The organism is Pseudomonas sp. HD57-3 (assembly GCF_056113135.1).
Window position 1 is genome coordinate 4,311,063 of record NZ_CM148568.1, and the last position, 13,348, is coordinate 4,324,410.

Annotated in this window: 16 protein-coding genes and 1 pseudogene; 6 read left to right on the forward strand and 11 right to left on the reverse strand. The window is 59.2% G+C overall.

Features of this window, described 5'->3' with window-relative positions:
• Positions 1-12: 12 nt before the first annotated feature.
• From AC0R79_RS19400 to AC0R79_RS19415, 4 genes are all read right to left on the reverse strand, one after another.
• Positions 13-570, reverse strand: a complete 558-nt coding sequence (locus AC0R79_RS19400) for a YceI family protein (RefSeq protein WP_375747422.1) — start codon at positions 568-570, stop codon at positions 13-15.
• 91 nt (positions 571-661) lie between these two features.
• Positions 662-2,017 (reverse strand): MATE family efflux transporter, encoded by a 1,356-nt coding sequence (locus AC0R79_RS19405; protein WP_433898054.1) that lies wholly within the window; start codon positions 2,015-2,017, stop codon positions 662-664.
• A 116-nt stretch (positions 2,018-2,133) separates the two neighbouring features.
• A complete protein-coding gene (locus AC0R79_RS19410) occupies positions 2,134-2,694 on the reverse strand; it encodes a nucleotidyltransferase family protein (RefSeq protein ID WP_474735151.1) in 561 nt (186 codons plus the stop codon).
• Between the two features lie 57 nt (positions 2,695-2,751).
• Positions 2,752-3,078: a low molecular weight protein tyrosine phosphatase family protein gene (locus AC0R79_RS19415; protein WP_474735152.1), complete on the reverse strand. Its 327-nt coding sequence runs from the start codon at positions 3,076-3,078 to the stop codon at positions 2,752-2,754.
• 66 nt (positions 3,079-3,144) lie between these two features.
• Between AC0R79_RS19415 and AC0R79_RS19420 the strand changes: the two genes are divergently transcribed.
• From AC0R79_RS19420 to AC0R79_RS19430, 3 genes and pseudogenes are all read left to right on the forward strand, one after another.
• Positions 3,145-3,714, forward strand: coding sequence for a chorismate mutase (locus AC0R79_RS19420; RefSeq protein WP_474731336.1), 570 nt, complete (start codon positions 3,145-3,147; stop codon positions 3,712-3,714).
• 126 nt (positions 3,715-3,840) lie between these two features.
• A pseudogene (locus tag AC0R79_RS19425) lies at positions 3,841-4,122 on the forward strand (hypothetical protein); the annotation flags it as partial.
• Between the two features lie 116 nt (positions 4,123-4,238).
• Positions 4,239-4,640 carry a hypothetical protein gene (locus tag AC0R79_RS19430; RefSeq protein WP_474731338.1) on the forward strand — a complete coding sequence of 134 codons (402 nt, stop codon included), beginning with the start codon at positions 4,239-4,241 and terminating at the stop codon, positions 4,638-4,640.
• Positions 4,641-4,645: 5 nt separating this feature from the next.
• On the opposite strand, the gene AC0R79_RS19435 is transcribed toward AC0R79_RS19430, so the two are convergent.
• Positions 4,646-5,122 carry an Hcp family type VI secretion system effector gene (locus AC0R79_RS19435; RefSeq protein WP_474731339.1) on the reverse strand — a complete coding sequence of 159 codons (477 nt, stop codon included), beginning with the start codon at positions 5,120-5,122 and terminating at the stop codon, positions 4,646-4,648.
• Between the two features lie 268 nt (positions 5,123-5,390).
• On the opposite strand from AC0R79_RS19435, the gene AC0R79_RS19440 reads away from it, so the two are divergent.
• Positions 5,391-5,714, forward strand: coding sequence for a hypothetical protein (locus tag AC0R79_RS19440; protein WP_474731341.1), 324 nt, complete (start codon positions 5,391-5,393; stop codon positions 5,712-5,714).
• Positions 5,715-5,787: 73 nt separating this feature from the next.
• Here AC0R79_RS19440 and AC0R79_RS19445 read toward each other — a convergent pair whose 3' ends face one another.
• The 3 genes from AC0R79_RS19445 to AC0R79_RS19455 all read right to left on the reverse strand — a co-directional run bounded on the left by AC0R79_RS19445 (position 5,788) and on the right by AC0R79_RS19455 (position 8,667).
• Positions 5,788-6,123 carry a hypothetical protein gene (locus tag AC0R79_RS19445; protein WP_375747426.1) on the reverse strand — a complete coding sequence of 112 codons (336 nt, stop codon included), beginning with the start codon at positions 6,121-6,123 and terminating at the stop codon, positions 5,788-5,790.
• A gap of 102 nt (positions 6,124-6,225) precedes the next feature.
• Positions 6,226-7,314 carry a polyamine ABC transporter substrate-binding protein gene (locus tag AC0R79_RS19450; protein ID WP_474731344.1) on the reverse strand — a complete coding sequence of 363 codons (1,089 nt, stop codon included), beginning with the start codon at positions 7,312-7,314 and terminating at the stop codon, positions 6,226-6,228.
• 51 nt (positions 7,315-7,365) lie between these two features.
• A complete protein-coding gene (locus AC0R79_RS19455) occupies positions 7,366-8,667 on the reverse strand; it encodes an NAD(P)/FAD-dependent oxidoreductase (protein ID WP_474731346.1) in 1,302 nt (433 codons plus the stop codon).
• Between the two features lie 160 nt (positions 8,668-8,827).
• On the opposite strand from AC0R79_RS19455, the gene AC0R79_RS19460 reads away from it, so the two are divergent.
• Positions 8,828-9,712, forward strand: coding sequence for a LysR substrate-binding domain-containing protein (locus tag AC0R79_RS19460; RefSeq protein ID WP_474731348.1), 885 nt, complete (start codon positions 8,828-8,830; stop codon positions 9,710-9,712).
• A gap of 52 nt (positions 9,713-9,764) precedes the next feature.
• On the opposite strand, the gene AC0R79_RS19465 is transcribed toward AC0R79_RS19460, so the two are convergent.
• Both AC0R79_RS19465 and AC0R79_RS19470 read right to left on the reverse strand, forming a co-directional pair.
• Positions 9,765-10,148, reverse strand: coding sequence for a c-type cytochrome (locus tag AC0R79_RS19465; protein WP_375747430.1), 384 nt, complete (start codon positions 10,146-10,148; stop codon positions 9,765-9,767).
• 55 nt (positions 10,149-10,203) lie between these two features.
• On the reverse strand, positions 10,204-11,535 hold the full coding sequence (locus AC0R79_RS19470; protein WP_474731350.1) for an aminotransferase-like domain-containing protein: 1,332 nt from the start codon (positions 11,533-11,535) through the stop codon (positions 10,204-10,206).
• 89 nt (positions 11,536-11,624) lie between these two features.
• On the opposite strand from AC0R79_RS19470, the gene AC0R79_RS19475 reads away from it, so the two are divergent.
• Positions 11,625-12,518, forward strand: coding sequence for a DMT family transporter (locus tag AC0R79_RS19475; protein ID WP_085602576.1), 894 nt, complete (start codon positions 11,625-11,627; stop codon positions 12,516-12,518).
• A gap of 3 nt (positions 12,519-12,521) precedes the next feature.
• Here the strand turns inward: AC0R79_RS19475 and AC0R79_RS19480 are convergent, their stop codons facing one another.
• Positions 12,522-13,343, reverse strand: coding sequence for a cupin domain-containing protein (locus AC0R79_RS19480; protein WP_474731353.1), 822 nt, complete (start codon positions 13,341-13,343; stop codon positions 12,522-12,524).
• Positions 13,344-13,348 lie beyond the last annotated feature (5 nt).

Below are 13,348 nucleotides of genomic sequence, written 5' to 3' on the forward strand. Positions count from 1 at the left end.
GGCCGAACACCATCACTGCTGCGGCGCCACCACCTTGAACTTGATGTCGATGTCCTTCGACACCACGGTGTCCGCCCACTCCCCCGCGCCGAGGCCGAACTCGTCGCGCTTGAGCACCAGTTCGCCGTCGAAGATGCCAATGCTGCTGTCGGGTTTGAGTTGCACCGGCACCTGCACTTCACGGGTGATGCCTTTGAGGGTGAGGTGGCCGTCGACCAGATAACGGTTGTCGCCGGCCGGGCTGAAGCGGGTCGATTCAAACACCGCCACCGGGAATTTATCGGTGTCGAACCATGCCGGTTTCACCAGTTCTGTGTTGGCGTCTTCGCTGCCGGCGTCGATGCTGGTCAGGTCGATGTGCAGCGTGGTGCGGGCACCGGCGAGGTTGTCGGTGTCGAAATCCAGCGTCGCGTCGAACTTGCCGAACGTGCCATACATCCGCGAGCCCATCTGGTTGTAGGTGAAACTGATCTGGCTGGCGGTGGTGTTGACCCGGGTGTACTCCACCGCATTTGCAGCAGGGACGACAATCAGGCAAAACGCGGCAGCCAACAACAATCGAATCGACATGGAAGGCTCCGGCGCCCGATGGGTCTCGAATGACTTAAGCAAACATCCATCACTTGCGCCAGTTCCGCCAACGCCCACCCGGATCAGTCCGTCACACCAACCGCTCGATCTTTTGATGCTTCCACACCCGTGTGTAATACAGCGTCTGCAACACCAGCATCCCCAGATACGCAATCGGGAACGCCATCCACACGCCCTGCAAACCGAACTGCCCGTCCAGCCAGTAGGCCGCCGGCAACTGCACGCCGAGCACGCAGATGATCGCCACGCCCACCGGCACCAGCACCGTGCCGCTGGCGCGCATGATGCCGCCGATGATCGCCTGGAAACCGAAGATCAGCAGGCTCCACAACATAATGTGCAACAGGTGCTCGGCCATTGCCCGGGTCGAGTCTTCAGTCAGGAACAGCCCTAGCAACCAGTGCGATAACAGGTAACCCGCCAGGATCAATCCACCGGTCAGGCACACGTTGATCCACAATCCTGTGCGCAGGATCGGGCCCATCCGCTCCAGCCGTCCGGCACCGATTGCCTGGGCGCCAAGGATCGACGCGGTGATCGCAATCGACAGCGCCGGAAACTGCACGTAGTTGACGATCTGCGTCACCGCACCATACGCCGCCGTCGCCTGCGAGCCGTGCTGGTTGACCAACGCCAGAATCACCAGCTCCGACAGCGATAGCACGATCATCTGCACCCCAGTCGGCAGACCGATGCGCAACACCTTGCCGAGAATCGCGCCGTCCAGTCGCAGCGCCGCGAAGAACTCGCGATCCGGCGCCAGCGGATGGCCCTTGCGGATCAGGCTCCATGACAGCCACGCCATCGCCGCCAGCGTACCCGCCAGACCGGCGAACGCCGCGCTCTGAATCCCCAGTTGCGGCAAGCCGAACCAGCCGCGAATGAACGCCGGGGTCAGCGCCAGCCCGACCACGGTCGACAGCAACAGCGCCAGCATCGGCGACAACGTGTCGCTCACCCCGCGCAACAGCTGCGTGAACAACACGTACACCAGCACAACCGGCAAAGTCCACATCATCACCCGGGCATAGGCCACCGCATCATCCAACACATCCGCCGGCGTCCCCAACCCCTGCAAGGCCTGGCGCGCAAACACACTGCCCAGCACCGCCGCCACCAGCCCGATCAACACTCCCAGCAACAACGTCGCCCCGGCAATCGCCTTGACCATATGCGACTCACGCGCCCCCCACGCCTGACCGATCAACACCCCTGCCCCGGCGCCCAGACCGATGACCAGCGCGATGAAGAAAAAGATGATCGGAAACATCCCGGACACCGCCGCCAGCGCCTGCGTGCCGAGCATCTGGCCGATGTAAATGCTGTTGACCGTGCCCGACATCGATTGCAGGAAGTTCGACAGCACCATTGGGGCCAGGAACAGCAGGTAGGTTTTCCAGAGGGGGGATTGAGCGGGGGTTTGCATTGAGGGTCCGTCTCGGGTGGAGGATTGCCTGGATATTACGCTAGATGTTTTGAGACTTGTCGGAGGTAATAGCGGTGAAGATTTTTCTGTCTGATTAAAAGCGTATGAAGCTGAGTTCATCGTTCCATCATGATCTGCAAAAGCGGCCAATCAAGATGCCAGCACTTGGCGCGGACGCGCTCCAGATAGATCGAATGTTTCTCGGCGAGGAACCTGCTCGTAGGGCGGACAACGAGGGAAAACAGATCCTGCAGGCCCAACGGTGCAGCTATTTCAATAATCCCGTTGGCACCAAGTCTGACGCCTATGGCTGTAGCCGTCTCAGGCCAGAACATCATTGCTTCGGTTGCAGAAGCATAGGGCTGATCGGCGTTACGCTGATGCATCCTTGCCTGATTCTTGACCGACCAACTTATGCTGCTGTCCAGCGTCATTAGTAATGACTCCAACTGCGCGTCCCGCTCTGGACTGGCGTCATCCGCGTCGTACCAAATGACGTCTACATCAGAAGGCAATGCAGAGAACGTCCGTCCATGAAGATGATCCCAGACCAGACTACGTACGAATCCAGCGGCGACCCAGCAATCAGGCAACTGCAATCCTCTTACAATCTCAAGAATTTGCATGCGTGCGCGATCACTCGCCATGAGTGCATGAAGATTGGCTTTTAGCATCATTGGGTTTCTGCGGTCGTCATGACGAAGCTCGGTATGCATGGGTGCCTGAACTGAGATTCAAGCGGGTAGATACCGAATAACGCTCTCTTCCAGTAATTTGATCAGCGCAGGATCCATATACTCATACTCATCCGGTATGTGCAGGCAAACAATGTGCTTGTTCGCCAGCGCCGAGCGGAATTGGCTGGAAAGTTTTTTGCGATGGGCTGGTTCCATCACACAAATCAGGTCAGCCCAATGCAACAGTTCAGGGCTGACCGGGACACCCGCCTCGCGATCGGTACCCGCCGACGCAGTTTCCACGCCGGGCCAATCAGCGAACCGTTGTTCGGCTGTCGGACTGCGCAAACGATTCTGGCTACAAATAAAAAGTACTTTCAACACCGGCTGACTCCATGCCAATACTCGACCATGACGCTTTTCCAACTCTACAACGTTCGAGAATTTATCATGCTTCAATCTCCACGCCTGCTCGCCTGCACGCTCCTGGTGCTGGTCACTAACACCGGGCAAGCTGCCACAACGGGTGCCGTACCCGAATCCTTGCAACCTTTAGTAGCAACTCTGAACGAACGCCTGAACATCGGCGATCTCGTTGCCCTGACCAAATGGGACAGCGGCAAGCCAATCCAGGACAGTCCCCGTGAGGCACAGGTCATCGACAATGCCCGCAAGCTGGCCGCCGAACGCAAGCTCGACCCGGAAGACGTCGCGCAGTTGATCGCCGCACAGATGGAGGCCAACAAACTGGTGCAATACGGTTTGCTCGCACAGTGGCAGGCAGCCGGTGCCGCGCCGGACACGCCGCGCCCGGATCTGGGCAAGCAGATTCGCCCGCGTCTGGATGAGTTGCAAACCCGTCTGCTGCAGCAATACGCCGACTTCACGCCCTACCGTCACGACCCGAAGTGCCCGGCGTGGCTGGCCAAGGCGCGCACCGGTCTGACCCGCGATGCGCTGCATGATCTGGCCCTGACCCGCGCCACCGGAGAGCTGTGCATTCGGCCGCTGGTGCCCTAGAACAAGGGTCTTGGCTTTCATTGCTGGCGTCGATAGTCACCATCAGTTCAATGAAGTTCTCATAAAAAATCCGCGGCGTAACATCGGCTCCATACCAAACAAACAACACTCCTGGAGCACACGATCATGAAACGCCAAATCCTTCTCGGCATCGCTTTCTCGGTTCTTGCAGTCAACGCTTTTGCAGCCAAACCCGCCCACACCATGATCGCCGAAGGAGGTTCGGATCGGTTGATTGAAAGTCGTTTGGCTGAGGGTGGTTCGGATCGTTTGATCGAACGCCGTGTAGCTGAAGGTGGATCGGATCGTCTGATCGAACGTCGTGTGGCTGAAGGTGGCGCTGATCGTTTGATCGAACGTCGCGTTGCTGAAGGTGGTTCCGATCGCCTGATCGAACGCCGCGTTGCATAAGTAAGCAGCACATATAGAAATGCCCGGCCTGATCAGCCGGGCTTTTCTTTGCGCGCGTTTTTTGCGTTTGCTGGGTAAGCTCCCAGTCCGACGCTGCGAATTTCAGGTTTCCCATGGACATTGAACGACTACTGAAGAAAAAACAGCTCAACGTGCAGGAGCAGAACGCAGTCGTTGCGCATCGTTTGATGCTTTGCGCCAGTGAATGGCGCAAACAGGGTGTACCTGTCGCACTGGCCCGATACGGAGAGTCTCAAGGCATCGATTGGTCGTCGTCCATCGTGCTGGAACTGGAAATCGACTTTCCCGGCATGCCTCGCCTGTTTGGACGTCTGCTGAATCAGAACGAATGTTTTATCGCGTTTGAAATCGATACGGACGCCTCCCATGAACACATTGAATCCGTGGATCGCTGGGAAGACATCTCGTCGATGCAAAATACTTCGACATCAAATCCGGGCACAGGTAAAGGCTTTGCTTCGATCGCACTGGACGTGAGGCGCCAGCTTGTTTAACTACTTCACTCCTCGGCGTCCCAGAAACTGTAACTACTGGTGCCCGCCAGATGATGGGTCCAGGTGATATCGCGATAGCGGATGGCGATGCGCTCCTGTGGAGCAACGTCGTTTTGCTGGATGGCATGGGGAACGTCCAGAGTGATGTCGGCAATCACTCCCCCGCCGATCTTTATCGTGAAGTACTTTTCCTCGATGCCATACGGCGAAGTTCTATAGAAGCTGACAGAGCAGTCGATTTCCTCTCTGTTGGAGAGTGCCCGCGCCAACAAAGGCGAAGACGGGTCAAGCCACTTGGTGATTGCGACAGGACTGTGGATCAGTTTGTCGGTATTCATCCGATTATGGGCGAAAGCCAATACTCTAATTTCATCGTAATGTCCGACCTGACCTTTGTTGTCCAGAGTGTCCGGTGTCGAGCACCCTGCCGAAATAAGTCCTTGAGTTTTCCCTTCGATGGTCATGTAACTGTGATTGGCCATACCTGTCACTCCTTGTGCAAGAGCAACAGATTAGTGGATGTAACCATCACTTTATGTAGGGTGCTTCCGAAAGTGAAAGTCGTTAACTGACAGACACTTCCCATAACCTCAAGCGTGTTTTAACCGCGACATCGTTCAACTGTTTACTATCGATTTCGCTGCATCGCCTGCGTCGATAGTCACCATCAGCGCAATGAAGTTCTCTTAAAAAATCCCCGGCGTAACATCAGCTCCATACCCAACAAACAACACCCCGGAGCACACGATCATGAAACGCCAAATCCTTCTCGGCATCGCTTTCTCGGTTCTTGCAGTCAACGCTTTTGCAGCCAAACCCGCACACACCATGATCGCCGAAGGCGGTTCGGACCGGTTGATTGAAAGTCGTTTGGCTGAGGGTGGTTCCGATCGCTTGATCGAACGTCGTGTGGCTGAAGGTGGTTCTGATCGTCTGATCGAACGCCGCGTCGCTGAAGGTGGCTCCGATCGTCTGATCGAACGCCGCGTCGCTGAAGGTGGTTCCGATCGTCTGATCGAACGCCGCGTCGCTGAAGGTGGTTCCGATCAACTGATCGAACGCCGCGTCGCATGAGTCAAATGCTCTACCGCTGCACAAACAAAAAGCCCGGCCTGATCAGCCGGGCTTTTTCACGTCCAACCGGCGCTTATTGCGCGGTTTTCAGTTTGACCACGTCACCGGAGATCTTGGTGGTGTAACCGGTCAGGACCCATGCCCAGAACCAGTTTTCCTGAACCTGGGTGTTGATCATGGCGTCGCCGCCCTTGGCTTTGATCGCGGCAGTCTGGGCGCGGACGAAACGGTTGTTTTGCTGGATCGGGATGACGCCGAACAGCAGCAGACCGGTGGCGGTGGCTTCGCTGTGGCCAATCACGGTGTATTGGCTGCTGTCGTATTGTCTGGTGTTCATCGGGGTGCCGGTGCAACCTGCCAGAACCGCACCAATCAGGGCGGCGGCGACGACTTTGCTGAGGTATTTCACTTCAAGACTCCATGGGAAAACGCCCGGGATCCGTCTCTCGGGCGGCGCGCACTTTACCGCAAGTGATGGCGCATTAGTATCAAACCAGGCCATCTTTCATATTCAAGTGTTGGTTTTAAGCCGGGTCCACAAGCGCGTCGTCAGTCGGGCAATCGCCGCCGGCAGTTCTTCCACGGTGAACAACTTGTCCATCACCGCTTTGGGCGGATAGATCGCCAGATCCTGTTTCACCGCCGGCGTCAGAAACTCATCGGCCGCCGCGTTGGGGTTGGCGTAGTGAATGCCGTTACTGATGTTGGCGATCACCTTCGGCTCAAGCAGATAGTTCATGTAGGTGTAGCCATTCTTTTCATGGGGCGCGTTTTTCGGCATGACCACCATGTCGAACCACAAGGTCGTGCCTTCGTCGGGAATCGAATAAGCGATGTCGATACCGTTCTTCGCTTCCCGGGCACTGGCAGCCGCCTGCACAACATCACCGTTGAAGCCAATCACCGCGCAAACATTCCCGTTGGCCAGATCGCTGATGTACTTGGACGTATGGAAGTACTGCACGTATGGGCGAATCTTGAACAAGGCGGCTTCGGCCTTTTTGTAATCCGCCGATTCGTGGCTGTGCGGCGGCAAGCCCAGATAGTTGAGCGTGATCGGCAACACTTGCGTCGGGTTGTCGATGATCGCTACGCCGCACTGGCTCAACTTCTTGATGTTGTCCTCTTCGAAAAACAGCTTCCACGAACGCGTGACATCGGTGTTGCCGAAGATCGCCTTGATCTTCTCGACGTTGTAACCGATACCGGCGGTGCCCCACATGTACGGATAACCGTATTGATTGCCCGGATCGTTGACTTCGAGTTTCTGCATCAACTGCGGATCGAGATTCTTCCAGTTCGACAGTTGCGACTTGTCGAGTTTCTGAATGGCGCCCGCCTTGATCAGCCGCGACAGAAAGTGGTTCGACGGGCTGACCACGTCGTAACCGGTATTGCCGGTCATCAACTTCGATTCCAGTACTTCGTTGCTGTCGTGGATGTCGTAAGTGGCCTTGATGCCGGTGTCTTTGGTGAAGTTCGCCAGGGTGCCGTCGGCGATGTAACTGCTCCAGTTGGAGATGTTGACGGTTTCATCGGCCAGGGCGAACCCTGAACCGGTTGAGAGCAAGACCGCCAAGGAAAGTGTATGGACGCGCATGTTCTGTCACCTGAATTGAGTGGCTTTTGTTCTTGTGGGATGTGCGAAATTTCAGATTTCTGTTCTGGCCCTGACCGCCTCCACGCGCATGCGCAACATGGCGCCGATATCGAAGAAAGGTCGCGGCGGCAGCCAGCCGGGCTGGGCCCGTTGCCTCACCGATTGCAGCAGTGGCGAATCGACGCCGCATGCCAGTTCCGCCAGCAGTCGCCCCCACAAGGTTCCGCGCGCCACGCCCGAGCCGTTGCAACCGGCGACGGCAAACACGCCCTCTTCCACCTGGTCGAAATACGCCTGACCGCTGCGGGTCGCGCTCAAATGGCCGGTCCAGGTGTATTGGATGTCGTGCTCGCCGAGGAACGGGAAGCGCCGTTGCAAACCCCGGACATGGTGTTGCCGACGCAGCGCAAGTTCGCTGTTGGAGAGGTCTCGCGTGCGGTATTCGGCGGTGTTGCGGATCATCACTCGGCGATCTGGTGTGAGCCGAACCGTGGCGCCCAAGGGTCGGGTCGAGAGCACGCCCCACGGTTCAACGGCCCCGATGGCGGCGAACTCCTGATCCGTGAGCGGGCGCGTGAGGCTGGCGCTCAGCTCCATCGGAAACGTGGCGCTGTCATCGATGCCGACCCGTGGAATGAAGGCGTTCAGGCAGACCAGAACTTTTCCTGCCTCGATGCTGCCATCAAGTGAATTGGCCCGAATCCGACCCTGACCCAAACGCTCGAGCCCCGTGATGTCGGTGTTTTCATACACGCTGACATTGTCCGGGAGTGCATCGAGCAAACCCTTCACGTATTTGGCCGGTTGCAACAGCGCGTTGCCGTTGCCGCACCAGATCGCAGCCTGATAGTGATGGGTGCCGAGTTTGCGGGTCAGTTCTTCGCCTTGCAGAAACTCCGCGCGGGCACCGAGCACCCGCAGCGTGGCGAGTTTGGCATCGACCTGATTGAGCTTCGCCGGATCGTTGACCGCAAAGAAATAGCCGCTGTCGCGCAAGTCGCAATCGATGGCGTGCCGGGCAATGCGCTGTCGGACTTCTTCACTGGCCGCGCGGGAAATCATCGTGTCGACTTCAAATCCGGCAAAGCCCTGCCCGCCGATCAATTCGTTGTCCGTCGGATGTTCATGGGCGACGACAAAACCCGAATTGCGCGCCGAAGCGCCCTGCGCCGCTCGCTGACGATCAACCACGACAATCCGTGCCTGCGGGTGCATCTCGGCCAGATGATGGGCGGCGCTGAGACCGGTGATTCCGGCGCCGATCACCAGCCAATCGGCCTTTTGCGCGCCGCTCAGGCGAACACGCTCCGCAGCGCTTGCGGTTTGCGCGATCCAGCCACAGACATTTTCCATGCTTCACCTCATTCGACGATCGTTCGGCGGTTTGCCTTCCAACCGTGGCCATGCGTGAATCGCATGCCAACGTGGTGAAGACCACCGCCAGAGCTAGAATCTATAAGGTCTTCGAACGCCTCACCAACGCTAAGAAATCATCGAACCATTCGGAAAACGCATGGATAAAATTCGCCACATCCCGTCGCTGCAAGCCATGCAGGCGCTGGTAGAGGTCGCCAACTCCGGCAGCTTCACCCTGGCCGCGCAGAAGCTGTGCCTGACTCAAAGCGCCGTCAGCCGGCAGATCCAGCAGCTGGAAAGCCATTTCAACGTCCCGTTGTTCTTGCGCACCAGCCGCAGCCTGCACCTGACCCCGGAAGGCGAGCAGGTTCTGGCCAGCGCACGGAACATTTTCGAGCAACTGAAAACCCTCGAAGAACGCCTCACTCCTCAGAAACGCCCGTTCCGGATTCGCATGCATGTGTCGTTGGCGGTGCGCTGGTTGTTGCCGAAACTCAGCGACTTTTACCTGCGCCATCCCGAGATTTCACTGGCGATCGAAACCGTCGCCACCGAAATCGTCGAACCGACCAGCGACAGCGACGCCTACATCCTTTACCTGCCGACGGCATCGAGCGATCCGGATTGCCTGACCCTGTTTCAGGAAACCCTGGTGCCGGTCTGCGCCCCGAGCCTTGCCGATGCGCCGCGCTCAGTGGAAGAACTGCTGCGCTTCCCGCTGCTGCATCGCTCGGCGGATCGTCAGGCGTGGATCGAATGGCTGGCGGCGAACGACGGCCAACCGCTGGACGATTACCGGCACATCCCGTTCAACCTCGATGAACTGGCATTGGACGCGGCGGCACGGGGATTGGGTGTGGCAGTGACAGACATGACGCTGGCGGCGGAATCCATCGAGCGTGGCGTGCTGGTGGTGCCGTTCGGGCAACCGCTGAAAACCGGGGGGATTTATTCGTTGTGCTTGCAGCCGTCGGCGGCTGCGCATCCGGCTTGTGCGGTGGTGATGGGGTGGTTTGCCGGGCAAGCCGAGCGCCAGGTTTGAACCCGGACTTCACACGAGAGCTGCCTTGCGCAGCTCCCGCACCGGATCTTCATTACTGAGAAAACGTCTGAAGATACGCCAACAAATTATCGATCTTCTCTTCATCACTCAGCCCCCAGAAGATCATCCGCGTCCCCGGCACCACGCCCTTCGGGTCCTTCAGATACGCCGTCAGCGTTTCACGATCCCAGGTCAAGCCGGAGTTTTTCATCGCGTCGGAATACACGTAATTCGCCGACGTCCCGGCCGGGCGACCGATGATACCGTTGAGTTCCGGGCCGAAGCCCGGGCGGGCGGATTCGCCGACCTGGTGGCAGCCGCCGCACAGGCGCGGGAAGATTTTGGCGCCGGCCTCGGCGTCACCGGCAGCCAGTGCTGGCGTGCTGAGCAGGCCTGCGTTGAGGATCAGGGCGAACGTTAATGCAGCGTTTTTCATCAGGGTTTTCCAGATCGTCGGCGGCGCCAAGGGTAATCGTGCGCGGCAAGTTGCGCTACAGGTAGGCGCCCACGACCTTGCGGACTTTGAGCAAGGCTTGACGCAGGACAAGCATGTCCACCGAGCCCAGCGCCAGACGAATCGCGTGGGGCACATGGGTAGACACGGTGAAAGGTTCGGCGGTGGTAACGGAAACCTGTTCCTGCATCAATTCGACCACGATGTGGTCGGCCCGCACATCTTCCGGCAGCGGCAACCAAAGGAAATATGAAGAGGAATGGCCCACGGTTGGGAGGCCTTCCAGAATCTGCGTAGCCAGAGCTTGCCGAGCCTGGGCGTCGCTGCGCTTTTGCGCTTCAAGCAAGGTGACGGTGCCATCGTCGAGCCAGCCGCAGGCGATGGCGGTCATCACGCCGGGGGTGTTCCAGGTGGTCGCGCGGATGATCCGTTCCAGTGCTGCCACCTGTTCGACCGGCGCGGCGATGAAGCCGACACGCAGGCCAGTGGCGATGTTTTTCGACAGGCCCGACACGTAGACCGTGCGTTCCGGCGCCAGATCGGCCAACGGCGGTGGTGGGCTATCGACCAGAAAGGCGTAGGCTGCATCCTCAATGATCGTCAGATCATGCCGGCGGGCAATCTCGATCAAATCCTCACGTTGCTCCAAAGGCATCACCCAGCCCAGTGGATTGTGCAGGGTCGGCATGCTGTAAACCGCACGCACGGGTCGTTGGCGGCAGAGTTTGTCTAAGGCCGCCAGATCGGGGCCCTGCTCATTGACGGGAATCGCCACCACTTCCAGGTGCAGCGCTTCGGCCAGCACTTTGAATCCCGAATAGGTCAAGGCGTCGGCAGCGATCACATCGCCGGGCTTGAGCAGCGCCATCAGCGTCACCGCCAGCCCTTGCTGCGCGCCGTTGACGATCAGCACCTGCTCGGCCTCGATACTCAAACCCCGTGTTTGCAGATGCCGCGCCACCGAGGCCCGTTCATGCTGGCGACCGGCGTGGGGCTGATAGCGCAGCAGCGCTTCAAGGTCGCCGGAAAGCGCCAGTTGCCGCAACGCGGTGCGCAGCAACTCGGCCTGACCTGGCAATGACGGGTAGTTGAAGTTGAGGTCGATCATGCCGACCGCGACGTCTTTCTGATCGATGCCCTGCCCCGGCAACAATGACGTTTCCCGCACAAACGTGCCGCGTCCGGCTTCGCCACTGACCAGGCCCATGGCCTCAAGCTCGGCATACACCCGCGAAGCCGTGACCAGCGCCAGCCCTTCGCTGGCCGCCAATTGCCGGTGAGTCGGTAAGCGAGTGCCGGGCAGCAATCGGCCGGCGCGAATGTCGGCGGCATACGTGTCGGCGAGGGTCTTGTATCGGGAGCGCGGCATGTCGGGCTGTATCCATGACAATTCTTTGATTGTGCTGATTCTCGTCCCTAGGATTGCTTCAACGCAACCCACCTTTGAGCGCAACGCGTATGGAACGAACCACCCAACTCGGCACCCCGGCCCTGGAAAAAACCAGTGGCTGGATCAATGGCTTCATCGGCGTCGTGATCTTCAGCGGCTCGCTGCCGGCCACGCGGCTGGCGGTGCTGGAATTCGACCCGGTGTTTCTCACCGTCATCCGCGCGACCATCGCCGGCGCCCTGGCGTTGTGCCTATTGTGGCTGTTTCGCGAACGCCGTCCGGCGCGGGATCAGTGGTTGTCATTGCTGATCGTCGCGCTGGGCGTGGTTGTGGGGTTTCCGTTGTTGACGGCCCTGGCGCTGCAATACGTGACGTCGGCGCATTCCATTGTATTTGTAGGACTACTGCCGCTGGCGACGGCGATTTTCGGCGTGTTGCGCGGCGGTGAACGGCCGCGTCCGGTGTTCTGGATTTTTTCGGTGCTGGGCAGTTCGCTGGTGGTCGGTTTTGCGATCTCGCAAGGGCTGACCGCTTCGCCGACCGGGGATCTGCTGATGCTAGCGGCGATCCTCGCCTGCGGCCTCGGTTACGCCGAAGGCGCAAAACTGTCGCGCACCCTCGGCGGCTGGCAGGTGATCTGCTGGGCGCTGGTGTTGTCGTTGCCGGTGATGGCCGTGCTGAGCGTGTGGCTGGCGCCCGCTTCGTTCAGCGGTATCAGCGTGTCGGCGTGGGTGTGTCTGGCTTACGTTTCGCTGTTCAGCATGCTGATCGGTTTTGTGTTCTGGTATCGCGGGCTGGCTCAGGGCGGGATTGCGGCGGTCGGTCAGCTGCAACTGCTGCAACCGTTTTTCGGCCTGGCACTGGCCGCGACCCTACTGCACGAGCACGTCAGCGTTGGCATGCTGGTCGTGACATTAGGGGTGATCCTGTGCGTGGCCGGGGCGAAGAAATTCGCCAAATAGTCTTCAGCTCGCACCGGATTTCCATTCGCGCGGGCTGAGCCCGGTCTTGCGCCGAAACGCCCGGGCCAGCGCCGACGGACTTTCATAACCGACCTCTTCGGCGATCAACGCAATCGGCCGTCCCTGACGCAGGCGTTTCTGCGCGAGGCTGATCCGCCAGCTCACCAGATAATCCACCGGCGTCTGCCCCACCACCCGCCGGAAGTGTTCGGCGAAACCGGCGCGGGACAGATTGGCGGCACTCGCCAGCTCGGCGACGCTCCAGGCCTTGGCCGGCTGGTCGTGCATCAGGTTCAAGGCTCGGGAAATCTTCGGATCGGCCAGCCCGGCCATCATGCCCGGCTGCTGGTTGCGACTGCTGATTAAATGGCGCAACAACAGAATCACCAGCAATTCGAACAATCGGTCCATCACCGCTTCACGCCCGCAGTGTCCGTCGAAAGCTTCCTTGAACAGCCACTCCAGGGTGTTGGCCATTTCCGGGAGGTCGGCGAGTTTCAGCACCAGATAATCCGGCAGCGCTGCCGCCAAAGCATTGCCCGCACCGCCGCCGAAGGTCAGTGAAGCGCACACCAGTTGCGTGCCCATGGCTTCGTTGGCGAACAAGCGATGGGCCATCGGACGCGGGAAAAAGATCAGGGTCGGTTCGTTGAGCGAAATTTCAGGATCACTCCCGGGTTTGAGCAACAGCTCCCCCGCCTGCAACAGGTGCACATGCCCGCACACCTGATCGCCGCCGTAGGCGCTCACACCGCAGAACGTGCCGCTGTGAAAAGTGCCGGCATTGACGCCGAAATGGCTGAGCAACGTAGAAAGGCGATCCATGACTG